The sequence below is a fragment of the Streptomyces sp. NPDC107765 genome, from assembly GCF_055657085.1.
In genome coordinates this window covers 37782-62381 of sequence record NZ_JBVKBL010000014.1, presented here as the reverse complement: position 1 = coordinate 62381, position 24600 = coordinate 37782, and the positions used below count along the sequence as shown (strand labels likewise).

The window sequence follows — 24600 nt, the reverse complement described above, 5'->3', positions numbered from 1 at the left end:
GGCTGTTGTTGGGCAATGCCTCGTCCAGTAGGACGGTGTGCCCGCTCTCGCCGTGCACGCGACAGAGGTGTGATGTATCTCATGTTGCTGGGCTCTTGTCGGAACGATGTCGTCCCTGCTGCGTTCCCCCCGAATGGCCCGGGAACTGCCGGGAATCCACCGGGGCCACCGGGGATTTCCCGGCCGGAACCAGGAACTCCGCCAGAATCCCCGGCCCCGCGGCCGCCGCGAATCCGGCCGCCTCGCCGGCCGCCAGATCCCGGATGCGGTAGCCGTTCTCACCCGCCGCGACCGCCGCGGTCAACGTGACCAGACCGGACCGGCGGGTGAACGGCGAATCCGTGAACGTCCACGCCGCGATCGCGGACCGCTGGAGGACGAGGGTGTCGCGGCTGAAGGTGCCCGACCGGGCGACCAGAAAGCGGCCCTGAAGACCGTGCCCCAGAGTGCGGTACGCGTCCCGCGCCAGCCACAGCACCAGCGGCGTGGCCACCACCGCGAAGACCCAGGCGCAGTGCAGCAGTACGGGGGTGAGGGCCACGCCCAGCCCGGCGAGCAGCGCGCTACCGGGCAGCACGACGAACACCATCCCGCGCACCCTGCGGCGCCGGAGGGCGGCGCGGGGGTGGGGGGTGAGGGGGGTGGGGGCGGTTGGGGTCCCGGTGGTGGTTCCGGTTGTGGTTCTGGTTGTGGTCCCGGTTTCGGGGAAGGGAGCGCCGAGTGTGCCGGCCGCCACCCGCAGTGCCTCCGCGCGCGGTGCCGGCGGCAGCAGCCCGCTCCGCTTACGGTTCTCCTCGCGGTTGCCCAGACCGCCGGCCACCGCTCTGACCAGCGCACCGCCGCCGGCCCGCAACAGCAGCGGCTCGCGCAGCACCACCCCGCGCAGCCGGGCGCGTTCGATGGCGACCGACCGGGTCGTGAACAGCCCGCGTCGCACCTGCAGAGTGTGGTCGTCGGTCCACTCCAGGCGATAGTTCCACCAGTTCTCGACGTAGAGCCCGAGGGCACCGGCCGAGCCCAGCGCGAGGACGGCCAGCAGCGCCACCGGGACCGTCACCCACAGGGCGCTCGCGCCGAACTCGGCGAACGCCTGCCGGACGATGCCGAGTTTCCACGGCTCGATGCCGATACCGTCCAGCACCCGGTAGGCCGAACCCGCCGCCGCGAACACCCCGCCGACGATCCAGAACGTGAGCGGCGCGTACCGCAGCCAGCGCCAGTCGATACGGGCCAGCACCGGGTCGCCGTCGGCCGTTGCACTGCCGGCCCGGGCCAGCAGTTCCGCACGCAGCCGCGCCGCCTCGGGCACCGCCAGCGCATCCAGCGACAGCGCCCCGCCGCTCTCGCCCGAGCCGGCCGTACCGGCCCGCAACACGGTGACGCCCAGCAGCCGGTGCAGCGGTGGCGCGGTCAGGTCGACGGTGCGGATGCGGTGCAGCGGGATGCTCCGCAGCCGCCGGTTGAACAGCCCACTGCGGATGTCGAGGGTGGGGGCGCTCTGGGCGGAGGCGTTATGGGTGTGGGTGTTATGGGCGTTATGGGCGGTGGCGTTATGGGTGGGCGCGGCGCCGCCCGCGGGGTTGGGTCGCGTGGTCGCGTGGTCCGCCGCGTCGGCACCCCCGTTGAGGCTCACCCGGAACTCGGTGCGGGCCCACCGGATCAGACCGAGCGTGGTGACGACGGCGAACGAGGCGGCGATGACGGCCAGGGTGATCCAGCCGCGGGCGCTGATGTGGCCCCCGGTGGCCAGCGCCGTCAACGCCAGCGAACCGAGCGGTGCCGCCATCCAGCCGCAGTGCACCAGCAACGTCCGTGGATCCAACCGCCGCCACTGGGGCGGGCGCGAGGGATGTTCCCACTGCGCGGGCTGCTCGGGGTATGAGGCGCTCATACGGCATCACCCGGCACCTGCTGCGCGGCCTCGCCGATCCGCCGCGAGAGTTCCTCGGCGTCCGCGTCCGACAGTCCCGCGATTTTTATGTCTCCGGCGGTCGAGGCGGTGGTGACGGTCACCGTCGCCAGCCCGTACCGCCGCTGCAGCGGACCGCGCACGGTGTCCACCGTCTGCACCCGGGACAGCGGGGCGATCCGCCGCTTCTGCCAGAACCAGCCGCCCGCCGCGTACACCGCCCGCTCGCCGAGTTCCCAGGCGTGCACCGCGTACCGCCACCGCGGCATCACCACGAGATAGCCGAGGCCCGGCACGACGAGCACGATCAGCAGCAGGGGCCCCAGCCAGGGCAGGGCGCCCGGGAAGAACAGCACGGACAGGACCGCCATGACGAGTGCGGTCAGCAGCATCGGACCGCTGAGCGTCAGCAGCGCCTGCACCGCCCACCAGCGGCGGGCCCGGGGATCGACGCGATGGCGGGGCGGACGCAGGACGAGGGCGGCGCGGGGCTCGGCCTCGGGCTCGGACATGCGGAGTCACCGTTTCCAGGTCAACTGTATTGGATAGCGATACGTTATAACGGTACAAGCGACTTGCAAAAACGCCCCCCGGGAAGGCGGCCCCACCTGGGACGGGCGGCGGCCCCACGTCCGGACGGGGAACGGCCCGCGTGGGCGGGGTCGTAGCGGGACGAAAAGCGAGAAACGGGAAGCCGGTAACAGGGCAAGTAGCAGCACAAGTCGCAGAGCAAGAACAAGTCCCAGGACAAGTCGCAGAGCAAGAACAAGTCCCAGGACAGGTCGCAGGACAAGAAGAAGGACAAGAAGCGGGAAAGGAAGTTCTCCGCCGTGCCCAAGAAGGTGGACCACGAAGCCAGACGGCAGGAGATCTCCGCCGCGCTCTGGCGGATCGCCGTCACTCGTGGCCTCGACGGCGCCAGCCTGCGCGATGTCGCCGCCGAGGCCGGCATCTCGCTCGGCCGGCTGCAGCACTACTTCCGCACCAAGGACGAGATGCTGCTCTTCGCCCTCCGACGGATCAACCAACTGGCCGCCGATCGCGTCCGCGAGCGCATCGAGGCACTCGCGGACGAGCCGACGCCCCGGGAGGTCCTGCGCGCCTGCCTCTCCGGGATGCTGCCGCTGGACGAGAAGAGCCGCACCGGCCTGCTGGTCGGCGCCGCCTACTACGTACGCGCCGTCCACGACCCCGTGCTGCGCGCCGAGGCCCAGCAGGGCATCCCGCAACTCCGCGACTTCTTCACCGGCCAGCTCCAACGTGCCGCAGAACGCGGCGAGTTGGCCCCCGAGCGCGCCACCGAGGAGGAGGCCATGCTGCTGATCAGCATGGTCGACGGACTTGCCACCTACGCCCTGCTGGAGGTCCACCAGCCGGAAACCGCCCTCCGCCTCCTGGATCGCCATCTGGAAAACCTCTTCGGGGAGGAGTGAGGGCTGGGGACCTACCGGCGGTGGGGGCTAATGGGGGACAGGGTCTCCGGGTGGCGGGGGCCTGCGGGTGGTGCGGGCCTCCGGATGGTGGGGCGCCTACGCCTGCCGCAACAGGGCGGCGAGATCCGCCTCGACGTCCAGATGCCGCGCCTCGTCGCCCTGCGCGACGACCCCGTACGACAGTTCCAGGAACTCCCGCAGTTCCTGCGCCACGAACTCCACGACCGCCATCCCGCCGTCGGTGCGCAACTCGACCATGATCTCCTCGGGCGTACACGGCCAGATCTGCACGTCACCGGCCCCGGCCGGCCCGTACAGCCCCTCCTCCAACAGCTCCCGGCCGAACGTCCACACCACCTCGGCCCCGTCCAGCGAGGCCGCCGGCGGAAAGACCAGGCGCACCGCGAACGGGTCGGTGCGGTCGTACCGCAGGCTCGCCGGAATCTCCCGCGACCGGGGAGCGGTCGCGATGAGACGGGCCTGAACGGCATGGTCGATGACGCTGGACATCGCGCGGCTCCCTAACGGTGGTAACGGCGGTGCGGGTGTGCGAACCGCGCATCGCTGACACTGTGAAGTGCGGTTGCGGAGGAGTGCGGATGCGGCCCCCGCCCATTAGGACGATCGGGCGGCGGGCCCGGGTGCGCCGGTCACCACGGGATTACGCGTGAGCTGCGTCACGAGGGAGGTGGGGGCAGGGGGTGGAGGAGCAGGAGGCGGAGGAGCAGGGGCAGGGCAGACCGTACGCCGTACCAGCCGGCCCTGGTATGTGACGTCCCATCAGCCCGTGTTGGATTGGCAGGCGTTGATATGTGTGTCAGCGCATTGGCCCACGCCGTCCGCCAGGCGGTCTGGACGTGACCAACGAGCTCGGCTAGCTTCCACGCACTGACGTGATCGGGGTGGGGTGTGGGTGGGGTGGGGCCGATGCGGCGCACGATGCACAGGGTGAACGGGGACAGGGGTACGGCTGAGGGCGTTGGTGTGGGAATCGGCGTCGGCGTCGGCGTGGGCACTGGTAACGGCACCGGCACCGGCACCGGCATTGGCACGGGCATTGGTATTGGTAGGGGCAGCGCAAGTCGAACTCCCCTGCGCGCCCTGGCAGTTGGCGTCACGGCATGCGCCGCCGCACTCCTCTTCCTCACCGCCGGCCCGGCCGCCGCAACGTCCACCCCGCCCGGCCCGCCGGCCGCCCGCGAGCCGGTCTCCGCGGCGGCGCTCACCGGCCCGCACGCCGGCTGGCACCTCAAGGACAGCGGAAGCACCGCCCGGTTCCGCGGCCTGGCTGCGGTCAGCCGGAGCACCGCCTGGGTGGCGGGTACGTCCGGCACCGTGCTGCGCACCCGCGACGGCGGCCGGCACTGGGCCGATGTGTCGCCCCCGGGTGCCGCGAAGTGGGAGTTCCGCGACGTCGAGGCCTTCGACGCGCGCCGTGCGGTCGTCCTGGCGATCGGCGAGGGCGAAGCGTCCCGCGTCTTCCGTACCGACGACGCGGGCGCCACCTGGACGGAAAGCTTCCGCAACACCGATCCCCGCGCGTTCTACGACTGCCTCACCTTCTTCGACCGGCGCCACGGCATCGCCCTCAGCGACCCCGTGGAAGGCAGATACCGCGTGCTGTCCACCGGGGACGGCGGCCGCAGTTGGCACGTACTGCCGTCGGACAGGATGCCTCCGGCGCAACAGGGCGAGGCCGCGTTCGCCGCCAGCGGCCAGTGTCTGGTCTCCGCCGGCAGCCACGACGCCTGGATCGCGACCGGCGGCGCGGCCACCGCCCGGGTACTGCACTCCGCCGACCGCGGCCGGACCTGGTCGGTCACCGAGGCCCCGATCCCCGCGGGCGACCCGGCCCGCGGGGTCTTCGCGCTGGCCTTCCGCGACCGCACGCACGGGCTGGCGGTCGGCGGCGACTTCCGCGCCGACCAGCCGTCGCCCCGCGCGGCCGCGGTCAGCGACGATGCCGGCACCACCTGGACGGCGGCCGCCCGCCCTCCGCAGGCGTACCGCTCGGGCGTCGCCTGGCTCCCGCACTCCCGCCGGATCGCCCTGGCGGTCGGCCCGTCCGGCAGCGATCTGACCCTCGACGGCGGCCGCACCTGGCACCCGTTCGACACCGGCTCGTACGACACCGTCGACTGCACCCCGGACCTCGGCTGCTGGGCCGCGGGCGAACGCGGACGGATCGCACGCCTGGAGCCGTGACACGCGCAGGGCTCTGAGCCCATGCCTGGAGCGCGGAGCCACGAGAAGCCCCTCGGGCGTCTTCGGGTGCCTTCGGGCGTCTATGAGGGTTCGGGTGACTATGAAGGTCTTCAGGTGTCTTTCGCCCCTCGTCAGTCCATCAGGCTGCCGAGCCGCCCCTCAAGTACGACCAGCAACTCACTGAGCGCCGCGGAGAGTTCCTGCTGTCGCTGATCACCGATGCCGTCGAGCAGCGAGGCCTCGTACCGCAACTGCTCCGGCAGCAGCCGGTCGATGATCTCGCGGCCCTCGTCGGTCAGGGACAGATGGGCGACCCGGCGGTCCCGGTCGTCGGGCCGACGGGCGATCAGCCCCCGCTCCTCCAGTTGCCGCACCCGCTTGGTCACCGCAGCACCGGAGGCGAACGTCTCGCGGGCCACCCGCCCGGGCGTCAGCTCGCGGTCCATCCGGCGCAGTGTGCCGAGGATGTCGAACTCGGGACGGGTCAGCCCGGCCCGCCGCAACGGCGCATCGGCCGCCTGCTGCAGCAGCGCGGAACAGCGGTTGAGCCGTCCGATCACCGCCATCGGGCCGGTGTCCAGCCCGGGGTGCACCTGCTGCCACTGGCGCAGCACCCCTGCGACGATGTCCTCGGTCACCCGCACTCTCCTCTCGGCCATTGCGTACGCCTCCAATTGTGCCTGCTCATACGGCACCGCCCGCGCGCCGTGGGCGTGGGACGCGGGCAGGGGAGGGACCGCAGGCTGGGGGAGGGGCCACAGGCTGCGGGAGGAGGGGCGCAGGTGAAGCGGCAGTGGGCGGGGCACTGGGCGGAGCCGGACGGTGCCGCGAGGGGCTCCCACGGTCAGCACGCGAAGACCGAAGCTAAGCCGGAGCCGGAGCCGAACCCGGAACAGGCCCAGACGCCGAAGCCAACGCGACAGCCGAAGTCGAAGCCGAAGCGGATGGGAAAGCCGAAGCGGAAGCAGATGGGGAAGCCGTATCCGGAGCGGGCGCGCGAGTCGGAGCCCAGTCCGGAGTGGACGCCCGAGCCGCGGCCTAAGCCGGAGCAGACGCGGCACCCGAATCGTGAGCGGGTACGGACGCCGCCGCGCACGTCGCCGCAGACGCCGCCGCGCCCGCCGCCGTAGACGCCGGCGCAGACACGGAAGCCGGTTCCGACAGCGCTCGTACGAGGCCGGCCAGCGTCCGGTGGCCCTGCTGCTCGGCGCGGGCGATCCGTTCCTCCGGAAGCGCGCGCTGCCACCACTCGCCGGACGCCACCTCCACCGCCTCGCGCAGTTCGACCAGACCCCCGGCCAGCCGGTCACGCGCCCAGCCGAGCTTCCGTACGTCCTCCCCCTCCACCGCCCGTGACGAAGGCTCGTCCCCCTCCACCGCCCGTGACGAAGGCTCGGCCGTGCCGGCGAGCAGCTCCCGCGCGGCACCCTCCCCCGTCATCACCCTTTCCAGCGCGCCTTCGATCCGGTCCGCGGCCCGCCGATTGGGGACCACCATGCAGCAGGCCACCCCCACGGCCGCGCCCACCACCGTGTCGATCCAGCGGTCCGCGATCAGCGTGTGCGCCGGCAGCGGATTGCCGAATTCGGTCAGCAGCAGCGCCATCGGTGTCACGCAGACCGACCCCAGCCAGTAGTTGCGGGTGATGCACGCCTCCGCCCCGAGCTGGAAGACCAGCGCCAGCACGATCATCGCGAGCCGGCCTGTGTGGATCAGCGGCAGCAGCGCCGTGAACAGCAGCAGCCCGAGCAGATTGCCGAGCGTGCGTTGCAGGGCACGCTGCCAGGAGAGTGTGGTGTTCGCCTGGTAGATGGAGGCGGCCGTGACCACGGCCCAATACGGATGCCCGACACCGACGCCCATGGACGCCCACCCCGCCAGTACACACCCGACGGCGACCCGCGCACCTATGGGGAGCAAGGGCGAACCCGGGGCGAGCCGCGCCAACACCGCACGTACGGCATCGACGCCCCGCGGAGGCCTCTGTGCGGGCCGTCGCAGCCCGACTGCCCCCTCATCACCGACGACGCACGTTCCCTCCGCGGCGACTCCCGCCCATTCCTCGGCCTCCGCCGCCGAGAGCGTGACCTGCGGCATCGACCGCCCACTCCGCAACGCACGAGCCCACTCACCGAGCCGCTGGCCTTCAGCCACCCGCCCCAGCCATTCCGCCGCCGGCCTGCCCCCTGCCGTCGCCCCTACCGGCGTCGCAGTGCCACCCCCTGCCATCGTCCCTGCTGACGCCCCTCCCTGAGCCGTTGTCCCTCCCCCTACCGTCGCCCCGCTCAGCGCCGACCCCCCAGCCAGTGCCGACTCCGCCCGCACCAGCAGTCGTTCGAGTGCGGCACGGCTCGCAGCCTTCTCGGGGGTACGAGCCGGCACCAGGAACAACGTGTGCCAGGCCGCATTGACCGCGGCCGCAGCCCCATGCCGAGCCTGCGCCACACCCGCATGCACCCCTCCCGCTCCCGCGTGCACCACTCCCTCGTGCCCCACGCCCGCCAGCGCCGGCCGAGCGTGCACCGGCTCCGTGTGTATCGATGCAGCGAGTACCGGCTGAGCACTCATTCCGCCCCGTGCACCCCTCTCACCGCTCCCGCCCCTTGCGCTCATTCCGTCCCTGACGTTCATCTCTTCCGCGTGCAGCAGTCCCGCCGCCGCCTCCAACGCCCGGGCGACGGCGATCCGCTCCGGACCGTGCGGCCGTACGAGCGCGGGCGCCATACACACCAGCCACGCCAGTACGCCGGTCCCGAGTGCCAGCGCGAGATGAAGCGGCACCTGCCCGAGGCGCTGCGGCACGAAGAAGGCCGACGCCGCGATGAACGTGAGGATGATGTTCCCCGGCGGCCCGATGCGCGTGGCGTCGCAGAACATCTTGTGAGCTGCCGCGACCAACGAGGCGAGGACCACCAGCAGAGCGGTCGAGGTGATGAGCGAAGCCGTGACCAGGGCGACTCCCAGGCTCGCGATCATGCCGAGCACGACCCACGGCAGCGTGCGGGCGCGAGCGGCGTACGGCAGCCCGTGCGCGTACAGGGCACACATCGCCCCGGCCGAGGTGTAGAGGATCAGATCCAGCCGGCCCAGCGCGAACAGCGCGAGGTCGGGGATCCCGAGAGCCACGACCGCGCTCAGTGCGGGCTTGTGCCAGATGTCGACGGGACGGCGCAGCCGCATGGCGCTCTTGATCGGCAACGGCCGGACGCGCACCACGACGCTCCCGGGCCCGGCGTCCAGGCGCCCTCTCGTCCGCATCCCGGCAGGTCTGGCGTGCTTTCCCATACCTTCAGGCTAGCAGGAAATTCTCAAGTGTTTTACTTGCGAAATACATGCCTACGGCTCTGGCCCAGCTGCAACGCGAGTGACAATGGCCGGGTGCCAGCCGCCAAGAAGAAGACCATGACCGCCCCGGCGTCACCGGAGCGCCGCCGCGAACTGCTCAACACCGCGGCCGAGGTGTTCGCCGCCCAGGGTTACAACGCCACCACCGTCCGCCGCATCGCGGACGAGGCCGGAATGCTCGCGGGCAGCCTCTACTACCACTTCGACTCCAAGGAATCGATGCTGGACGAGATCCTGTCCACGTTCCTGTCCGAGCTCTGGGACGGCTACGACGCCGTACTCGCCGCCGGACTCGGCCCCCGGGAAACCATCGAAGCCCTGGTCACCGAGTCCTTCCGGGAGATCGACCGACACCGCGCCGCCGTCGCCATCTATCAGAAGGAAGCCCGGCACCTCGCCGACCAGCCCCGCTTCGGCTATCTCGCCGACTCCCAGCAGAAGTTCGAAAAGGCGTGGCTGGGAACCCTGGAACGAGGCGTGGCCGACGGCGTCTTCCGCGCGGACCTCGACATCCGGCTCACCTACCGCTTCGTGCGCGACACCGTCTGGGTCGCCGCCAGCTGGTACCGCCCGGGCGGCCTGCACAGCCCCGAGGAGATCGCCCGCCAGTACCTCTCCATGGTCCTGGACGGCATCGCCGAACGCAGCTGACCGCCACGCCGTAAGGAGCCCACCGCAGTCAAGCAGGGCCTGACACGCAAGCCCTGCTCACCGGGCTCACCGGGCTGGCTCGCCGGGCTCCCTGGGCTCGCCGGCTCCCTGGGCTCAACGTGCCGATGGACGCGGCGACGGACGAAGGGCCGCCGATTCCCCGACGGCCCACCGCTCACCGCTCAATACCCACAGCTCGCTGCTCAATCTCAATGCTCACTGCCCACAGTTCACTGCCCACGGCTCACTGCCCACGGCTCACTGCTTAAGCCTCAGCAGGAAACGTTCTTCACATACAGCGCACGCGGAATCCCCGTCGTGCCGTACCAAACGTCCTTCGTCGCCCCCTTGGGAAGGCGACCGCTCGGGTCCTTGTGGTGAGGAATGACGATCTTGTAGCACGACACGCGCTGGGTGCACAGATTCGCCAGGCGGACGTATCGCTGCTGGCCCTTGTTGAAGTACTTCCGCACCTTGACGCACTGCGGTGAGTGGTCGGCGGCCGCCGCCGGCGACGAGGCGACCAGTGTGAGCGAGGCGCTGCACGCCGCCGCTGCCAGCGCTATGGACATGATCTTCCGCACGTGATCTCCCCCGGTGGAAACTCAGATTCAATCCCCCGCGAAGCACGAACCGGCTTCGCACGTTCATTCCCCATTGTCCACACGAGCCCCAGGAAAACCCCCTCGGGGGTCTCACAGGGACAGAAGCGCGACACAAGAGCGACCTTTCCGGAACCAGACCCCGCCCATCCCGCCCCCACCCCCTGGCCTCCCGCCACGCCAGCTAAGACCGAGGAGACGACGCCAGCTCAGACCGAGGAAGCGACGCTGGCTCGGGCCGAGGGCAATACGCCACCTCGGGTCGAAGGCGCAGGCCAGGCGGAGGTGCCCGGTCGTTTCACGTCGAAGGTGCCACGCCAACTCAGGCAGAAGGCGTGACGCCGGCCGGGTTCGGCCCGGGCGGCATCCGGCAGCCACTCCAGCATCCGTGACCGTCGGCCAGCCATAGCTCGTCGATCGGCAGGCACAGACACTCCATGGCACGCTGAGGCCGCCCGGCGCGCCGAGTCGATCGGTCACGTCACTTGCTCGGCCTGCCACGCTCGGTAATTACCGCCGCCCGAGCTCCCCGCGCAGTTGCCCGCAGACCTCGTCCCCACCTGGGGCCCACCACGCCTAGCGCCCCGTGCCTGTCTTACCCGTGGGATCCGCTTGCCCCCGGGCCCCGCCCCGCCCCCCACCCGCGCCCCAGCCCTCGCCCCACCCGCCCTCGCGCCTCAGCGCCCCCCACCCCGCCATTCGCCAATCACCCGCTACCCCTCAAGGGCGGTAACTCACCCCACGACAGGCGCCCCCTAGCCGCCCAGGCGCCCGACCACCACCACCCGACGACCCACCACGCGACCACTCACCCCGCCGCCCGCAACCAACAAGAGCCACCCACTCCCGTCGCCCCGCTCGCCCACTCCCGTCGCCCCGCTCGCCCACCCCCGTCGCCCCGCTCGCGTTGCGAGCTCGCTGACTCGCCCACTCGCTTACTCACTGACACGCTCACTCGCGGGTGGGCGTGCCGTCACCACCCGCAGTCCTCGGTCTGCGAACTCCCGGCGGGTGGCTTCCTTGGCGCTCGCGTCCGTGATGAAGGTGTCAAAGACGTCCGTGTCACCGACTCGGGCGAAGCACCGTTCGCCGATCTTCGACGAGTCCGCGACGACCACCGCACGCCGCGCGCGCTCCGCCATGAGGCGGTTGACCCGGGCCTCGGCCTCGTCGTGAACGGTGGCCCCCATCACCGGGTCCATGCCGTTCGCCCCGATGAAAGCGATATCGATCGAGATCTGCTGGAGCACCAACTCACTGAAGGGGCCGACCAGTTCGAACGATCGCGAGTGCGCCACCCCGCCAGTGAGCACAATCTTGATCTGCGGCCGCACAGCCAGCTCATTGGCGATGTTCAGCGAATTGGTGACGATCGTCAGATGCGGCTGCGGGCCCGCCTCCGCGAAGTCCGGACGTGTGGCGAGCGCCCGGGCGATCGCCGTGGTCGTGGTGCCGCCGCTCAGCCCGACGACGTCGCCGCGATCGACCAGCTTCGCCGCAGCCTGTGCCACCGCCTCCTTCTCCGCCGACCGGTGCGCATGCTTGTAGCGGATCGGCAGGTCGTACGCCACCGAGCTGAGCACCGCTCCGCCCCGGGTGCGGGTCAGCAACTGCTGCTCGGCGAGGGCATCCATGTCGCGCCGCATCGTGGCGGCCGAGACCTCCAGTGCGGTCGCTGCCTCCTCGACATCCACCCGACCCCGCTCCCCGAGCAGCTCGAGCAGTGCGTTCATCCGTTCATGGCGCTTCATAGCGCGAGCCTAATTCGTCTCAATCGACCACCATGACGCCCGGTCGGCACCCTCGCTCATCACCTCTCTTGCCTCCTTCTCCTCTGTCTCCTCCCTGCCTGGCCCCGCCTCCTTGCATGTCTCGCCCGTGCTCCGCCATAGATCTGGGCTCAGGCCGGTGCTCTGCCGTAGGCGGTACTCAGCCCTGGTCCCGTGCTCGGCCCTGGTCCCGTGCTCATCCTTGGCCCTGTGCTCAGCCTTGGGCCACAGCCTTGGGCCTGCGCTCAGTCATCGGCCTGTACTCAGTCAGGGACCCGAGGCCAGCGTCAGGGACCCGAGGTCAGCCACGGACCCGTGCTCAGCCGCGCGCCGGTGCCTGGGCCGCGTACTGCCCCGGCACCGTCGCCGGAGTGGCCAGTACGCCCAGCAGTCGTGCGGCCTCTTCGGCCACAGCCTCCCGGGCCGGCTTGACGTACTTCCGGGAGTCGACCAGCGACGGGTTCGCATCCAGCGTCCCGCGTATCGACTGGGTGAAGACGGAGACCAGATGAGTGGAGATGTTGATCTTCGTCATTCCGGCTGCGATGGCTCGGCGCAACTCGTCGTCCGGCACGCCGGACGATCCGTGCAGGACCAGCGGCACCGGCAGCGCGGCACGCAGCGCCGCGATGAGCTCCTTGTCCAGGACGGCCGTGCGCTCGTGCATCGCATGGGACGAGCCCACGGCCACGGCGAGGGCGTCCACACCCGTCGCGCTGACGAATGCCAAGGCCTCTTCAGGGTCCGTGCGCACGCCCGGTGCGTGTACGCCGTCCTTGCCGCCCACCTCGCCGAGCTCCGCCTCGACATAGGCACCACGGCCGTGGCACCAGGAGGTGAGTTCGGCGGTGGTGGCGACGTTCTCCTCGTAGGGGAGTGCGGAAGCGTCCACCATGACCGAACCGACCCCTGCGGTGATGCCCTCGCGGACCAGCTCGGCGTCGGTGATGTGGTCGAGATGGACCGCGATCCGGGCGCTGGAGCCTTCGGCGAGGGCCAGCGTGGCGCGGGTGATGGGGAGCAGGCTGCCGTGGTAGCGGATGCAGTTCTCGCTGATCTGCAGAATCAGCGGAATGCCGGTGCGTTCGGCCGCGGTGACGAGTGCCTCGGCGGTTTCCAAATGGATGACGTTGAAGGCCGCTGCGCCGACGTGCGCCTCACGTGCGGCGTCGATGAGGGATGAGGTGGGGACCAGGGGCATGGGATGTGAACTCCCTTGCAGAGCAGGCGTGATGGAGAAGGAGGGGTGGGCGGGGCGGAGGAGCGGCGGGCTATGAGGCGGCCGGGGCCCCGAGCATCACCGAACGGGTCAGGCTGCGCGGGTTGTCCGGGTCCAGGCCGCGGGCCCGGGCACGCTCCAGTGCCACTCGCTGGACCAGGACCAGCTCGGCCAGCGGATCGCGTGCATGGCGCACGAAACGCGCACCCGTCCGCATCACGTCGGCCTGCAGCCCCTCCGGGGCCTCACCGAACAGCCAGGTCACCCGACCGGGCGCGGCTATCGAGATGGGGCCGTGGCGGTACTCCATCGCGGGGTAGGACTCCGTCCAGCTCTGCGAGGCCTCCCGCATCTTGAGGGCCGCTTCGTTGGCCAGCCCGAACGTCCAGCCCGTGCCGAGGAAGGAGAACTGCTCGGCGTCCACCCATTCCTTCTCGATCGTTGCGGCCAGGGCCTCTTCCGCGTCGGTCACGGCCCGGGAGACGTCCTCGCCCAGATGCGCGCGCAGCAGAGTCAGCGCCGTGGTCGCGAAGCGGGTCTGCACCACCGACTTCTCGTCGGCGAACGGAAGCTCGACCGTTTCGTCGGACAGGGTGACTGCCGGGGTCTCGGGGTCGCCGAGGATCGTCACCGTCGGAATGCGTCCCTTGGCCGCGTCGAGTACCCGCAGGACCTCGGTCGTGGTGCCCGAGCGGGTAATCGCCACCACCGCGTCATAGCCGCGATCGCCGCCGAGGAAGGCTTCGGAAGCGGCGAACGGGTCCGTCACGCCCAAGCCGGCGCTCTCGCGCAACGCTGCGTACGACTGCGCCATGAACCATGAGGTGCCACAGCCGATGACGGCCACTCGTTGGCCCGCCTTCGGCAAGGGGCCGGCGGCCGCTCCGATCCGTGCGGCCTGCCTCCAGGTCTCCGGCTGGCTCTGCAACTCCTGCTCCATGTACGAGGTCTCGCTCATGGCCCACCCTCCCGTGATGCGTGAAGCGGTCTTGCTCCGTTGCGGCCGGTTCCCTCCGGCCTCGGCTGAATACTCTGCCGTCGTGCTGCTCGAAACTGCAACTTCTTCGTCTGCTGCAATCGACTTTACGCAGCCAGTCGGTCGCGATCCATCCCTCGAAAGAGTGGATGCGGCAGGCGGGAGGCGGCGGCGGTGGTACTCGCAGGGCCGCAAGGGCGCGAAGGAAGGTGTTGACAGTTGCGTGAAGTGGGCCGAATACTCGCATGATCAGTCACTCCGTGATCAGTGACTCCTGCGGCCGCGACCACTGACGCAGTCGCTGACTTCATCACTGACCAATCGCTCGCCACGACTCCTCAGCCACGACTCCCCAGCCACGACTCATTGGCCGCCACTCACCGGCCACCACTCACGCAGCAAGGCCGCCCCGCCGCACGAAGGACTTCCCATGTCCACTGCCACGATCTCCGCGACGCCTCCGCCGCCGTCCGCCAGGACTTCCGGCCGTACCGGCAGGCTTTTCGCGCTCACCGGCGCCATCGTTGGCGTCATCTACGGCTACGACACCGGCAGCATCTCCGGTGCCCTGGTGTTCCTGAGCAAGGACTTCCACCTCACCGAGACCGAAAAAGGGCTGGTCAACAGCGTCTTGGTGTTCGGCTCGATCGTGGGGGCACTGATCGGCGGCAAGCTCGCCGACGCGTTGGGGCGGAAGGCGGCGATGCTGATCGTCGCCGGCTCGTACGCGGTGTTCGTCGCGCTCTCCGCCGCCGCGCCCAATGTCGTCGTGCTGGACGTCGTCCGGTTCCTGCTCGGCGTCGCCATCGGTATTTCGATCGTCGCCGCGCCGCTCTACGTCGCCGAATCCACCCCGGCCCGTATCCGAGGCGCCTCCGTCGCCGCCTATCAAGTGGCCACGGTCGCCGGGATCGTCCTCACATACTTCGTCAACTGGGGCCTGTCCGATGGCGGGCACTGGCGCTGGATGCTCGGTCTCTCCGCGATCCCCGCCGCGCTGGTCCTGATTCCGCTGCTCCGGTTGCCGGACACCCCGCGGTGGTACGTCCTCAAGGGGCGCACGGAACGGGCCGTCGAAGTGATGGCCGTGACCGACCCGGATGTCGATCCTCGCGCGGAGGTCGCGGCCGTCAGTGCCGCGCTCGCCGAGGAGAGCGGCGGATCGGCGCGTTCCCTCCTGCGCAAGCCCTACGCCCGCGCGACGCTCTTCGTCATCGGGCTGGGGTTCTTCTGCCAGATCACCGGCATCAACGCCGTGACCTACTACAGCCCGCAGATCTTCGAGGAGATGGGCTTCACCGGCAACGGGCAGAACTTCCTGCTGCCGTCCTTCGTCCAGCTCGCCTCATTGGCCGCCACCGTGTTCGCCATCCTCATCATCGACCGGCTCGGCCGCCGTGTGGTGCTGCTCTGCGGCATCGGCACCATGGTGGTGATGCTGGGCGTGCTGACCGCGGTTTTCGGGTCGGGAGAGCTGCACGGCACCATGACATGGGTCGGTTTCGGGGCGATCCTGCTGTTCACTGCGGCCTTCAACTTCGGTTTCGGGTCGCTGATCTGGGTCTACGCGAGTGAGGCGTTCCCGGCGCAGCTGCGGTCCACCGGGGCTTCGGTGATGCTCACCGCGGATCTGGTCGCCAACCTGCTGATCGCCCAGTTCTTCCCCTCACTGATGGCCTGGGCAGGAGCGGCGCGGACCTTCGCGGCGCTCGGCGTGCTCGCCCTCGCCGCGCTGGTCTTCGCCACCGTCACCGCGCCGGAGACCAAGGGGCGCCAGCTGGAGGACATCCAGGAGTACTGGCGCAACGGCGGCCGGTGGCCCCTGGCCGGCCCACCTGAAACGGTGAGCGCCGCCCCGCTCGGCACGTCCAAGGTGCCGCCTACCACGTCTTCCTAGTCTTCCGGCCCGGTCGGCGGGCGCCCGGCCCTGCGTGCCACCGGACGCCCGCCACGCCATTACACCGCCTCAGGTCGGCAGCTGCTCCCGGTACGCCTCCAGGGCCGGGGCGGTCGTCGTCGACACGAATTCCGTGATCCGGTACGTGCACACACCGGCGAGGACGAACGGGTCCTGCGCCACGATCTTCTCCACGGTCGCCCGGTCCACGCCGGCGGCGAGGATCACGCCGCCGTCCCGCGGTACCTTGCGCCCGGCGGCGAGGAAGTGCCCGGCCGCGTACTCCTGCTGCAGCCAGGCCACATGCTCCTCAAGGAGGGCGTCGACGCGTTCGAGGGGTGCGGTATAAGTCAGTTCCAGTACGAACATGCTTGCAATATATGCACTGGCGGCTCCCTCGCTCTCAGGTGGTGGGCAGATCCGGACGGCGTCGCCCATGGCGGGTCGCGGCCTCGTAGGCATGGCCGGCCTGCAATACGGCGAGATCGGCCCTCGGCGCACCGATGAACTGGAGGCCCACGGGCAGGCCATCGGGCGTGAAGCCCGCCGGAACCGACAGGGCGGGCACCCCCAAAAGGGAGATCAGGTACGCCGACCGCATCCAGTCCAGATATGTCTCCGTGGGGCGGCCGGCGACCTCCGTCGGGTACTCCAGTTCCGCGTCGAACGGCGCGACCTGACTGACCGGGGCGAGCAGCAGGTCGTAACGGGAGAAGAAGTCCACCGCGGCAAGGTGGAGCCGGCTGCGGACCTTGGTGGCGGTGATGAGATCGGCCGGGGTGAGCCGGCGGCCCTGCTCGATGTTCCAGACCAGGCTGGGCTTGAGCGACTCCCGATCGGCGTCGAGCAGCGCGCCCAGTGCCAGGTCGAAGCTGTGCGCCCGCAGCGTCCGGAACGCCTCGTCGGCCCCGGCCAGGTCCGGGCACGCCGTCTCCACCTGGCAGCCGAGCGCCTCCAGGACGCTCAACTGCGGCTCCAGTACGGCGAGGACGTCCGGGTCGGCCGGTGCGTGTCCGCCGAGGTCCGGGGACCAGGCGACGCGCAGGCCGCGCAGCTCGCGGCCGAGCGGGACCCGGAACGCCGCGCCGGGGGTCTCCAGGCTGAAGGGGCAACGCGGATCCGGACCGGCCATCGCGGACAGCAGCAACGCGGTGTCGGCGACGGTCCGCCCCATGGGGCCCGGGACCGCAAGGGTGTCCCAGAGGTTGCCGCCCGGGTGCGGAGGCACTCGCCCCGGGGTGGGCCGCAGCCCGACCACATTGCAGAAGGACGCCGGATTGCGCAGCGAGCCACCCATGTCACTGCCGTCGGCGAGGGGTTGCAGCCCCGCCGCCAGGGCCGCCGCGGCACCCCCGCTGCTCCCGCCCGCCGACCGGCTGGTGTCGTACGGATTGCGGGTGATGCCGAAGACCGGGTTGAAGGTGTGCGAACCGGCGCCGAACTCGGGGACGTTGGTCTTTCCGAGGCGGATGGCGCCGGCCCGCTGGAGGCGGTCGACCACCAGGTCGTCCTCGGCGGGTACGTAGTCGGCGAAGAGCGGCGAGCCGAACGTGGTGCGCATACCGCGGGTGAGGTGGGTGTCCTTGAAGGCGATCGGCAGTCCGTGCAGGGGCGGCACCTCGGCGCCCCGGGCCAGGCGCTCGTCGGCCCGGGCGGCGGCGACCAGGGCGCCGTCGGGATCGAGCGTGACGAGGGCGTTGAGGGCCGGATTGACTTGTTCGATCCGGTCCAGATGGGCCTGCACGACCTCCCGGGCGGACAGTTCGCGGCTGCGTAACCGGGCGGCGAGGTCGGTGGCGTCGAGCTCGTGCAGTGCGTCGGACATGGCGGGCCTTTGCTGGGGTCAGGGACGTGTGTCGAGGGCGGAGGAGGGACGGCGGCGTGCGGGCCGGGACCACTCTCCTCACCGTACCGAGGGCCACTGACAGTCCGTCCGGTCGTCGTTCCGCCCGGCGAACGGGCCGGTCAGCCGTTCGGTAGCGTGGCGGTCATCATGGACACTCCCGGAACGATCTCCTGCGACGAGGAACTGCGGCGCTGGCCGGCCGACGAGGACCAGGCCCGCACGGTCCAGGACCGGCTGCGGCCCTACGTACGACTCGACGAACCCGGCCCGGAACCGGGCTTCGAGGGCACGGTCGTGGGCGTGGATGTCGCCTACGACGACGCGCGCGACGTCGTCGCCGCGGCCGCCGTGGCGCTGGATGCCCGTACCCGCGCCGTCGTCGACGAGGCCACCGCCGTCGGCCAGGTCTCCTTCCCGTACGTGCCGGGCCTGCTGGCCTTCCGGGAGATCCCCACCGTGCTCGCCGCGCTCGACCGTCTTGCCCGCACTCCCGACCTGGTGATCTGTGACGGCTACGGGGTGGCGCACCCGCGCCGCTTCGGACTCGCCAGCCACCTGGGGGTGCTCACCGGCCTGCCCACCATCGGTGTCGCCAAGAACCCCTTCACTTTCCGGTACGACCCTCCGGGCCCGGAGCGGGGCGCCACTTCTCCCCTCCTGGACGGCGACGAGGAGGTGGGACGAGCGTTGCGGACCCGGACGGGCGTCAAACCGGTCTTCGTCTCCGTGGGGCACTGGGTCAGCCTCGACCGGGCCTGCGCCCACACGCTGCACCTGGCGCCGGACTACCGGATTCCGGAGACCACCCGGGCCGCCGACGCGCTGTGCCGCCGCGCCCTGGCCGGAATCTGACACCGGAGCTCCGGTGGTGGGGCGGCAGTTGTGGTGGGGCGGCGGTCCGACTACCCCTCCCGGACGACCCGGAAGGTGATGCCCGCCTTCTGGAGCCGCGTCGTCAGCGCGTCCCCCATGGCCACCGCGGGCGTCACCTGGCCGGCGGTCCGCGGCAGATCGTCGAAGGCCAGGCTGAGCGCCGACTCGGCGAGCATCTTCGCCGTCTCGTCGTAGCCGGGGTCGCCGCCCGCGACCTCGGTGATCAGGCGTTTGCCGCCGCCGGAGGCGACGAACCGCACCGTGAACCAGCTCCGGGCACGCCGCTCGGCGCTCGGCCCCTGGCCCGGCTCCAGACGGCCCGACAACCACCGACGGGCGGGCGGTACCTGCGCGGCCGCGCACAGCGCCCCGGCGCCCAGGGCCCCGCCCACGGCGATCGGAAGCCGCCGGACGCCGGCGTAGTGGCGGTAGCGGAAGTCCGGGCCGTAGCGGTCCAGGGCGGCGGCCGAGCGGGCGATGATCTGCGGGTCGAGGGTCGGCAGCGGCACGCCCCACGTGCCGGTCTCCGCGCTTCTAAGGGGCAGGCCGAACGGGGCCCGGATCCGGCGCCCGGCCGGCCGGGGCTCGGCCCGCTGCCGCTCGCGGGCCGCCCGTGCCATGGCGACCGGCCGCGAGGCGACGGTCAGCGCGGAGGCCAGCGTGCCGCCGGAGAACGTCGCGTTGGTGCGGACGAAGCCGTCGATGCGCAGGGGGACACCCTGGGGGAGCAGGCCCACGGTGTAGTGGACGCCGAGGTCGTGGGGGACGGAGTCGAAGCCGGCGGCGTGGATCAGGCGCGCGCCCGAGGTACGGGCCGTCGCGTCGTGCCGCAAGAACATGCGGTCGATGAATTCCGGCTCGCCGGTGAGGTCGACGTAGTCGGTACCGGCCGCGGCGCACGCGGCGACCAACGGCTCACCGTGCAGCAGATAGGGGCCCACCGTGGTAGCCAGCACCCGGGTGTCGGCGGCGAGGGCGTGCAGGGCGTCCCGGTCGTCGCTCTCGGCCCGCAGCAGCGGCAGATCGCCGCAGGCCGGGTTGATCTCTGCCAGGCGGTCCCGCACACGCTCCAGCTTGGAGAGGTTGCGGCCGGCCAGCGCCCAGCGGCACTCGCGGGGCGCGTGCTCGGCCAGATAGGCGGCGGTGAGGGCACCGGCGAAGCCGGTCGCCCCGTAGAGGACGAGGTCGTGGGCCCGTCCCTCGGTGGTCTGCCGTCGCATGCTGCCTGTCCTCTCGACCGCCCTGGTGAGCTGGTGTTCGGACCCTAGGCAGTCGCCGTCGTCCCGTCAACGCGGGCCTGACGCATTCCGGTTGGGCCCGGGGCGACGGGAAGCGCCATGAGGGCGGCGGGGTGGCGCGTGCACTCTTGACAGGGCGGGGTGGCCGGACCACATTCACCGTGAGCGCGCTGACGTGGGACGTCCCATGTCTCTGGCCTCCCGTCGTTGCCGACTCCCGAAGGAGGCCGGTGTGCCGTGACGACGCGCCCCTTGGACAGCCCCCAGGACGACCGCCGAACCGGACCCGGCCCTCAGGGAACGCGGCGCTGGTACCACGAGGTCACGCCACGGCAGTGGAAGGCGATGTTCGCCGCCTGGATCGGCTATCTCCTCGATGGCTTCGACTTCGTGCTCATCACCCTGGTGCTGACCGAGATCGCCGACGAGTTCCACCTGAGCACCGCCACCGCTGCCTCGCTGATCTCCGGTGCGTTCATCACCCGGTGGCTGGGCGGCGCGCTTCTTGGCGCGCTGGGCGACCGCTACGGCCGCAAGACCGCCATGGTCGCCAGCATCCTGCTCTACTCGCTCGGTACCTTCGCCTGCGGCTTCGCCTGGGGATACAGCAGCCTGTTCGCCGCCCGTCTGGTGATCGGGCTGGGCATGGCGGGGGAGTACAGCGCCAGTGCGACCTACGTACTGGAAACCTGGCCCGCCCGGTGGCGCAACCGGGCGTCCGGGTTCCTGATCTCCGGGTACGCGGGCGGCACCGTCGTCGCGGCCGAGCTCTACAAGTGGGTGGTGCCCCACTGGGGCTGGCGCTGGATGTTCTGGATCGGAGTACTGCCCGTCCTCGTCGCCCTCTGGGTGCGCAGATCGCTACCGGAGGCCGGGGACTGGCACCGGGAAATCGGCGCGTCCGGTACGGGGCCCGAAGGGGAACGTCCGCATCCGTTCCGGCCGTTGTTCACCGGGCGCCGCCGCTGGCTCAACGCCGTCCTGGCCGCGACCGCCTCGGCCGCCCTGTACTGCGTCTTCACACCCGTAGGAGCGGGGTCCGGCCCCTGGCTGTCCGGGGCCGCGGCCCTGTGTCTGGTCGCCTTCGCCGTGCAACTCGGTGGCCGCCGCGGATGGCTGCTGTACGTGTCCCTGATGGCCACCGTGTTCTGCGCCTTCCTCTACAGCTGGCCCGTCCAGGCCCTGCTGCCGACCTACCTCAAGACCGACCTCGGCTACGCGCCCGGACAGGTCGCCGACGTGATGTTCTACGCGGGCTTCGGCACCATGGCGGGGTGCTGGCTCGCGGGATACACCGGCGACCGGCTCGGGACCCGGCGCGCCTACGCCTGCACCCTGCTGGCCTCGCTCGCCTTCGTCTTCCCGGTCTTCGCGGTCCACGACAACCTGCCCCTCCTCGGCGTGCTGGTCTTCGGGCTGCTCGCGCTCAGCCAGGGCATCTCCGGCATCCTGCCGAAATACCTCGCCGGTCACTTCCCGACCGCGACCCGCGCCGCCTCCTTGGGCTTCGTCTACAACGCCGGCGCCCTGGGCGGCGCGGTGGCGCCCGTCCTCGGAGCCCGTCTGGCCGAAGGCATGCCCCTGGGGCGCGCGCTCGCCGTGCTCACCTTCGGGCTGACGCTGCTCGTCATCCTCCTGGTGGGCGGCAATGTGCCGCAGCGCCTGGGCAGACTGCTCGACCGTCAGGCACCCGACGACCACCTCGTACCGGAGCCCGATGCCGGTGCATGCCTCCCCCAGGGCGCATTACCGCGCCCGGCCACCGGGGACACGCCGGGCTGAACCGGGCTGAACCCGGCAGGCGCGGCGCCGGACCGCCGCGGCCTGTTCACCCCCTACGGCCGTCCTGTCACTCCGTACGGTCGTCCTGCCGTCCTAGCGTCACCCCGCGCACCCCCTCCAGCTCGGACAGCGCCTCCACCAGAGGATGGGCCGCGGCGGCGCCCTCCAGACGGAGCAGCACCTCGGCCGCGAACCGCTGCTCGTCCACGCCGGTCTCCACCTGGACGTCCGTCACCCGGAACCCCCGGCCGGTGCACATCTCCAACATCCGGCCCAGCAACCCGTGTTGCGTGCGGTAGACGATGCGCAGGTCGACCCGAGTGAGGGAGGGCTCCTTCGCGATCAGGTCGGAGATCTTCGTGAAGCCGCGGACGACGAGGAAGTGCACCGCGGTCGCGCCGATCGCCAGCCACGGCAGCCCACCGCCGCACGCCATGCCGATGGCGCAGGTCAGCCAGATGGTGGCGGCCGTCGTCAGCCCGCGGACGGCATCCTTCCGGACGAAGATCAGGCCCCCGCCGATGAACCCGATGCCCGAGACGACCTGGGCGGCGACGCGCGACGGGTCGAGCGCCACGCCGTCGGCGCCCAGCAGCGCCCCGAAACCGTGGATCGACACCTCCATGAACAGCGCGCTCCCCACGCCGACCAGCGTGTGGGTGCGCAGTCCGGCGCTCTTCTGCCGGGCCTCCCGTTCGAGTCCGATCAGCGAGGACAGCAGCAGCGCCAGGGCCAGTTCGGTGAACTGGCGCAGTCCCTGACCGGCGTGGAAGTCGAACAGTGCGGCGGCGAGTTGCGGAGCAGACATGGCGGCAATTGTCCCTCTGTCGGCCGGACGACCGGCGCTGCGCGGGCCGTTGTCAGTGCCCGCGGTTAGCGTGGGATGCGTCGGTCGGCCCGTGCGCGAGACGCACGGACCGGGGCGGTGCCGCACGGGGGAACGGACGTGGAGGAGCTCATGACGAAGGCGGCAGGCCCGGTGGCGGTCCGGGAGCGGGTACGGGCGTTCGCGCTCGGCCTGCCCGGGGCGGTGGAGGAGTTCCCGTGGGGCGAGAGCGTCATCAAGGTGAACAAGAAGGTCTTCGTCTTCCTCGGCGTCGATGACGGCAGCCATCCACCGGGCGTCACGGTCAAGCTGAAGGACCCCGAGGCGCATGCCCACGCCCTGAGCTCGCCCGGTGCCGAGCCGGCGGGCTACGGCCTGGGCAAGGCCGGCTGGGTGCGGATCCCGCTCGACGATCAGGGGACGCCGCCGGCCGAGCTGCTCTGCGACTGGGCGGAGGAGTCGTACCGCGTCATAGCCCCCAAGAAGCTCATCGCCGAGCTCGACGGGGGATAGCGGCGCAGCGGCAGCAGGCGCGCAAAGGCCCGTGGCGGCGAGGGCAGTTGAGCCTCGTCGGCACGGGCCTTTCCGCGTGGTCACCACTCGGTACAGGGGGGCTTGTGGAAAGTGGAACACGTTCTTAACATCACGAGTGTTACATCAGAAGTGTCACAGTGCGGAAGGGCATGGGGCGCCATGACGGAGTCAGACAACGGCCCGCTGCACGGCGTACGGGTCGTCGAGCTCGCGGGCATCGGCCCGGGGCCGTTCGCGGCCATGCTGCTGGCCGATCTCGGCGCCGACGTCGTCCGCGTCGACCGGCCCGGCGGAGCCGGACTGGCCATCGACCCGGCCTACGACATCACCAACCGCAACAAACGCTCCGTACTCGTGGACCTGAAGACCCCCCGGGGCGTCGCCCAGGTCCTCGACCTGGCCGAACGCGCCGACGTACTGCTGGAGGGCTACCGTCCGGGCGTGGCCGAGCGGCTCGGCGTCGGCCCCGAGGAGTGCCTGGCGCGCAACCCCCAACTGGTCTACGGCCGGATGACCGGCTGGGGTCAGCAGGGCCCGCTCGCCGACACCGCCGGACACGACATCGGTTACATCGCCCTCACCGGCGCCCTGGGAATGATCGGCCCGTCCGACGGTCCGCCCGCCCTCCCCGCCAACCTCCTGGGCGATTACGCCGGCGGCTCCCTCTACCTCGTCATCGGCGTCCTCGCCGCACTCCAGCACGCCCGCACCGAAGGCGGCCGGGGCCAGGTCGTGGACGCCGCGATCGTCGACGGCACCGCCCATCTGACGGCGATGATCCACGGCATGCTGGCGGCCGGCGGCTGGCAGGACCGGCGCGGCGCCAACCTGCTGGACGGCGGGGCACCGTTCTACGGCACCTACGAGACCGCCGACGGCGGGTACATGGCCGTCGGCGCCCTGGAGAAGCGCTTCTACGGCGAATTCATCCGGCTGCTGGGCATCGAGGACGAGGCCCCGGCGCGGGACGACCTCGCCGCCTGGGACGAACTGCGCACCGCGATCGCGGCCCGCTTCAAGACCCGTACCAGGGACGAATGGACCACCGTCTTCCAGGACTCCGACGCCTGCGTCGCACCGGTGCTCTCCCTGCGCGAGGCGCCGCACCACCCGCACCTCGCCGCCCGCGGCACCTTCGTCGACCACGGCGGCATCACCCAGCCGGCCCCCGCACCCCGCTTCTCGCACACCCCGGGCGCGGTCCGCACACCACCCGCCCGGCCCGGCGCGGACACCGCGGACATCGCCCGCGACTGGCAGGCCCCCAGCCTCCTCACTCCGCCCTCCGAAGGCCCCACCGGCACCCCGGAGCGCACCGGGCAGAAGGACGCGGCCCCCTGATGGAACTCACCACCCCACTCCGCCACCCGGCCGACCCGCCCCGGGCCGCCGAGGATCCCGTCGCCCTCGAACCGCCCGCCCCGGCCGCCACCCGGGCCGCCAAGCCCGTCAAGACCGTCAAGAACCGGCTCTGAGGAGGGCCCGCCGAGATGAC

General features: G+C 71.1%; 22 protein-coding genes. 9 read left to right on the top strand and 13 right to left on the bottom strand.

Going from position 1 to position 24600, the window contains the following annotated elements; translation table 11 throughout:
* Positions 1 to 79: 79 nt before the first annotated feature.
* Both ACZ7MX_RS29490 and ACZ7MX_RS29485 read right to left on the bottom strand, forming a co-directional pair.
* Positions 80 to 1891, bottom strand: a complete 1812-nt coding sequence (locus ACZ7MX_RS29490) for a PH domain-containing protein (protein ID WP_472136372.1) — start codon at positions 1889 to 1891, stop codon at positions 80 to 82.
* Entirely contained in the window at positions 1888 to 2421 is a 534-nt protein-coding gene (locus ACZ7MX_RS29485) for a PH domain-containing protein (RefSeq protein WP_472136370.1), read from the bottom strand. The genes ACZ7MX_RS29490 and ACZ7MX_RS29485 overlap by 4 nt, the downstream gene beginning before the upstream one ends.
* 318 nt (positions 2422 to 2739) lie before the next feature.
* Between ACZ7MX_RS29485 and ACZ7MX_RS29480 the strand changes: the two genes are divergently transcribed.
* Entirely contained in the window at positions 2740 to 3342 is a 603-nt protein-coding gene (locus tag ACZ7MX_RS29480; protein WP_472136368.1) for a TetR/AcrR family transcriptional regulator, read from the top strand.
* Between the two features lie 96 nt (positions 3343 to 3438).
* Here ACZ7MX_RS29480 and ssgD read toward each other — a convergent pair whose 3' ends face one another.
* Positions 3439 to 3852, bottom strand: coding sequence for a spore wall synthesis regulator SsgD (gene ssgD / locus ACZ7MX_RS29475; RefSeq protein WP_472136366.1), 414 nt, complete (start codon positions 3850 to 3852; stop codon positions 3439 to 3441).
* A 552-nt stretch (positions 3853 to 4404) separates the two neighbouring features.
* On the opposite strand from ssgD, the gene ACZ7MX_RS29470 reads away from it, so the two are divergent.
* A complete protein-coding gene (locus ACZ7MX_RS29470; RefSeq protein WP_472136653.1) occupies positions 4405 to 5547 on the top strand; it encodes a WD40/YVTN/BNR-like repeat-containing protein in 1143 nt (380 codons plus the stop codon).
* A gap of 131 nt (positions 5548 to 5678) precedes the next feature.
* Here the strand turns inward: ACZ7MX_RS29470 and ACZ7MX_RS29465 are convergent, their stop codons facing one another.
* Both ACZ7MX_RS29465 and ACZ7MX_RS29460 read right to left on the bottom strand, forming a co-directional pair.
* Positions 5679 to 6185, bottom strand: a complete 507-nt coding sequence (locus tag ACZ7MX_RS29465; RefSeq protein ID WP_030415370.1) for a MarR family winged helix-turn-helix transcriptional regulator — start codon at positions 6183 to 6185, stop codon at positions 5679 to 5681.
* A gap of 400 nt (positions 6186 to 6585) precedes the next feature.
* A complete protein-coding gene (locus tag ACZ7MX_RS29460) occupies positions 6586 to 8727 on the bottom strand; it encodes an FUSC family protein (RefSeq protein WP_472136651.1) in 2142 nt (713 codons plus the stop codon).
* Between the two features lie 222 nt (positions 8728 to 8949).
* Here ACZ7MX_RS29460 and ACZ7MX_RS29455 point away from each other — a divergent pair, with 222 nt between their 5' ends.
* Positions 8950 to 9543 (top strand): TetR/AcrR family transcriptional regulator, encoded by a 594-nt coding sequence (locus tag ACZ7MX_RS29455; protein ID WP_472136649.1) that lies wholly within the window; start codon positions 8950 to 8952, stop codon positions 9541 to 9543.
* 272 nt (positions 9544 to 9815) lie between these two features.
* Here ACZ7MX_RS29455 and ACZ7MX_RS29450 read toward each other — a convergent pair whose 3' ends face one another.
* The 4 genes from ACZ7MX_RS29450 to ACZ7MX_RS29435 form a co-directional block, all read right to left on the bottom strand.
* Complete coding sequence (locus ACZ7MX_RS29450; protein WP_472136365.1) at positions 9816 to 10127, bottom strand: hypothetical protein; 312 nt, start codon at positions 10125 to 10127, stop codon at positions 9816 to 9818.
* Between the two features lie 953 nt (positions 10128 to 11080).
* The gene (locus ACZ7MX_RS29445; protein WP_030813058.1) at positions 11081 to 11896 is read right to left on the bottom strand and encodes a DeoR/GlpR family DNA-binding transcription regulator; all 816 of its coding nucleotides are present in this window, start codon (positions 11894 to 11896) and stop codon (positions 11081 to 11083) included.
* Positions 11897 to 12233: 337 nt separating this feature from the next.
* Positions 12234 to 13115 (bottom strand): class II fructose-bisphosphate aldolase, encoded by an 882-nt coding sequence (locus tag ACZ7MX_RS29440; RefSeq protein WP_472136364.1) that lies wholly within the window; start codon positions 13113 to 13115, stop codon positions 12234 to 12236.
* A gap of 70 nt (positions 13116 to 13185) precedes the next feature.
* Positions 13186 to 14091: an SIS domain-containing protein gene (locus ACZ7MX_RS29435; RefSeq protein ID WP_472136362.1), complete on the bottom strand. Its 906-nt coding sequence runs from the start codon at positions 14089 to 14091 to the stop codon at positions 13186 to 13188.
* A gap of 448 nt (positions 14092 to 14539) precedes the next feature.
* Here ACZ7MX_RS29435 and ACZ7MX_RS29430 point away from each other — a divergent pair, with 448 nt between their 5' ends.
* Positions 14540 to 16006, top strand: a complete 1467-nt coding sequence (locus ACZ7MX_RS29430) for a sugar porter family MFS transporter (protein ID WP_472136360.1) — start codon at positions 14540 to 14542, stop codon at positions 16004 to 16006.
* A 69-nt stretch (positions 16007 to 16075) separates the two neighbouring features.
* Here ACZ7MX_RS29430 and ACZ7MX_RS29425 read toward each other — a convergent pair whose 3' ends face one another.
* Positions 16076 to 16375, bottom strand: a complete 300-nt coding sequence (locus ACZ7MX_RS29425; RefSeq protein WP_472136358.1) for a YciI family protein — start codon at positions 16373 to 16375, stop codon at positions 16076 to 16078.
* A 34-nt stretch (positions 16376 to 16409) separates the two neighbouring features.
* A complete protein-coding gene (locus tag ACZ7MX_RS29420) occupies positions 16410 to 17831 on the bottom strand; it encodes an amidase (RefSeq protein ID WP_472136356.1) in 1422 nt (473 codons plus the stop codon).
* A 168-nt stretch (positions 17832 to 17999) separates the two neighbouring features.
* Between ACZ7MX_RS29420 and ACZ7MX_RS29415 the strand changes: the two genes are divergently transcribed.
* A complete protein-coding gene (locus ACZ7MX_RS29415) occupies positions 18000 to 18704 on the top strand; it encodes an endonuclease V (protein WP_472136355.1) in 705 nt (234 codons plus the stop codon).
* A gap of 50 nt (positions 18705 to 18754) precedes the next feature.
* On the opposite strand, the gene ACZ7MX_RS29410 is transcribed toward ACZ7MX_RS29415, so the two are convergent.
* Positions 18755 to 19945, bottom strand: coding sequence for a saccharopine dehydrogenase family protein (locus ACZ7MX_RS29410; protein ID WP_472136353.1), 1191 nt, complete (start codon positions 19943 to 19945; stop codon positions 18755 to 18757).
* A gap of 270 nt (positions 19946 to 20215) precedes the next feature.
* Here ACZ7MX_RS29410 and ACZ7MX_RS29405 point away from each other — a divergent pair, with 270 nt between their 5' ends.
* A complete protein-coding gene (locus ACZ7MX_RS29405; RefSeq protein WP_472136647.1) occupies positions 20216 to 21745 on the top strand; it encodes a sialate:H+ symport family MFS transporter in 1530 nt (509 codons plus the stop codon).
* A gap of 67 nt (positions 21746 to 21812) precedes the next feature.
* On the opposite strand, the gene ACZ7MX_RS29400 is transcribed toward ACZ7MX_RS29405, so the two are convergent.
* Positions 21813 to 22553: an MgtC/SapB family protein gene (locus tag ACZ7MX_RS29400; RefSeq protein ID WP_472136351.1), complete on the bottom strand. Its 741-nt coding sequence runs from the start codon at positions 22551 to 22553 to the stop codon at positions 21813 to 21815.
* Between the two features lie 150 nt (positions 22554 to 22703).
* On the opposite strand from ACZ7MX_RS29400, the gene ACZ7MX_RS29395 reads away from it, so the two are divergent.
* From ACZ7MX_RS29395 to ACZ7MX_RS29385, 3 genes are all read left to right on the top strand, one after another.
* Positions 22704 to 23084, top strand: coding sequence for an MmcQ/YjbR family DNA-binding protein (locus ACZ7MX_RS29395; protein ID WP_472136349.1), 381 nt, complete (start codon positions 22704 to 22706; stop codon positions 23082 to 23084).
* Positions 23085 to 23264: 180 nt separating this feature from the next.
* The gene (locus ACZ7MX_RS29390; protein ID WP_472136347.1) at positions 23265 to 24446 is read left to right on the top strand and encodes a CaiB/BaiF CoA transferase family protein; all 1182 of its coding nucleotides are present in this window, start codon (positions 23265 to 23267) and stop codon (positions 24444 to 24446) included.
* A complete protein-coding gene (locus tag ACZ7MX_RS29385; protein WP_472136346.1) occupies positions 24446 to 24580 on the top strand; it encodes a hypothetical protein in 135 nt (44 codons plus the stop codon). Before ACZ7MX_RS29390 ends, ACZ7MX_RS29385 begins: the two co-directional genes overlap by 1 nt.
* The last annotated feature ends 20 nt before the right edge of the window (positions 24581 to 24600 follow it).

Excerpts from the sequence above, each read along its gene's own strand:
- ACZ7MX_RS29430 (WP_472136360.1), top strand. The coding sequence starts at position 14,540 with ATGTCCACTGCCACGATCTCCGCGACGCCTCCGCCGCCGTCCGCCAGG.
- ACZ7MX_RS29455 (WP_472136649.1), top strand. The coding sequence starts at position 8,950 with ATGACCGCCCCGGCGTCACCGGAGCGCCGCCGCGAACTGCTCAACACC.
- ACZ7MX_RS29425 (WP_472136358.1), bottom strand. The coding sequence starts at position 16,375 with ATGTTCGTACTGGAACTGACTTATACCGCACCCCTCGAACGCGTCGAC.
- ACZ7MX_RS29390 (WP_472136347.1), top strand. The coding sequence starts at position 23,265 with ATGACGGAGTCAGACAACGGCCCGCTGCACGGCGTACGGGTCGTCGAG.
- ACZ7MX_RS29385 (WP_472136346.1), top strand. The coding sequence starts at position 24,446 with ATGGAACTCACCACCCCACTCCGCCACCCGGCCGACCCGCCCCGGGCC.
- ACZ7MX_RS29400 (WP_472136351.1), bottom strand. The coding sequence starts at position 22,553 with ATGTCTGCTCCGCAACTCGCCGCCGCACTGTTCGACTTCCACGCCGGT.
- ACZ7MX_RS29415 (WP_472136355.1), top strand. The coding sequence starts at position 18,000 with ATGGACACTCCCGGAACGATCTCCTGCGACGAGGAACTGCGGCGCTGG.
- ACZ7MX_RS29410 (WP_472136353.1), bottom strand. The coding sequence starts at position 19,945 with ATGCGACGGCAGACCACCGAGGGACGGGCCCACGACCTCGTCCTCTAC.
- ACZ7MX_RS29420 (WP_472136356.1), bottom strand. The coding sequence starts at position 17,831 with ATGTCCGACGCACTGCACGAGCTCGACGCCACCGACCTCGCCGCCCGG.
- ssgD (WP_472136366.1), bottom strand. The coding sequence starts at position 3,852 with ATGTCCAGCGTCATCGACCATGCCGTTCAGGCCCGTCTCATCGCGACC.
- ACZ7MX_RS29440 (WP_472136364.1), bottom strand. The coding sequence starts at position 13,115 with ATGCCCCTGGTCCCCACCTCATCCCTCATCGACGCCGCACGTGAGGCG.
- ACZ7MX_RS29435 (WP_472136362.1), bottom strand. The coding sequence starts at position 14,091 with ATGAGCGAGACCTCGTACATGGAGCAGGAGTTGCAGAGCCAGCCGGAG.
- ACZ7MX_RS29485 (WP_472136370.1), bottom strand. The coding sequence starts at position 2,421 with ATGTCCGAGCCCGAGGCCGAGCCCCGCGCCGCCCTCGTCCTGCGTCCG.
- ACZ7MX_RS29460 (WP_472136651.1), bottom strand. The coding sequence starts at position 8,727 with ATGCGGCTGCGCCGTCCCGTCGACATCTGGCACAAGCCCGCACTGAGC.
- ACZ7MX_RS29490 (WP_472136372.1), bottom strand. The coding sequence starts at position 1,891 with ATGAGCGCCTCATACCCCGAGCAGCCCGCGCAGTGGGAACATCCCTCG.
- ACZ7MX_RS29445 (WP_030813058.1), bottom strand. The coding sequence starts at position 11,896 with ATGAAGCGCCATGAACGGATGAACGCACTGCTCGAGCTGCTCGGGGAG.
- ACZ7MX_RS29395 (WP_472136349.1), top strand. The coding sequence starts at position 22,704 with ATGACGAAGGCGGCAGGCCCGGTGGCGGTCCGGGAGCGGGTACGGGCG.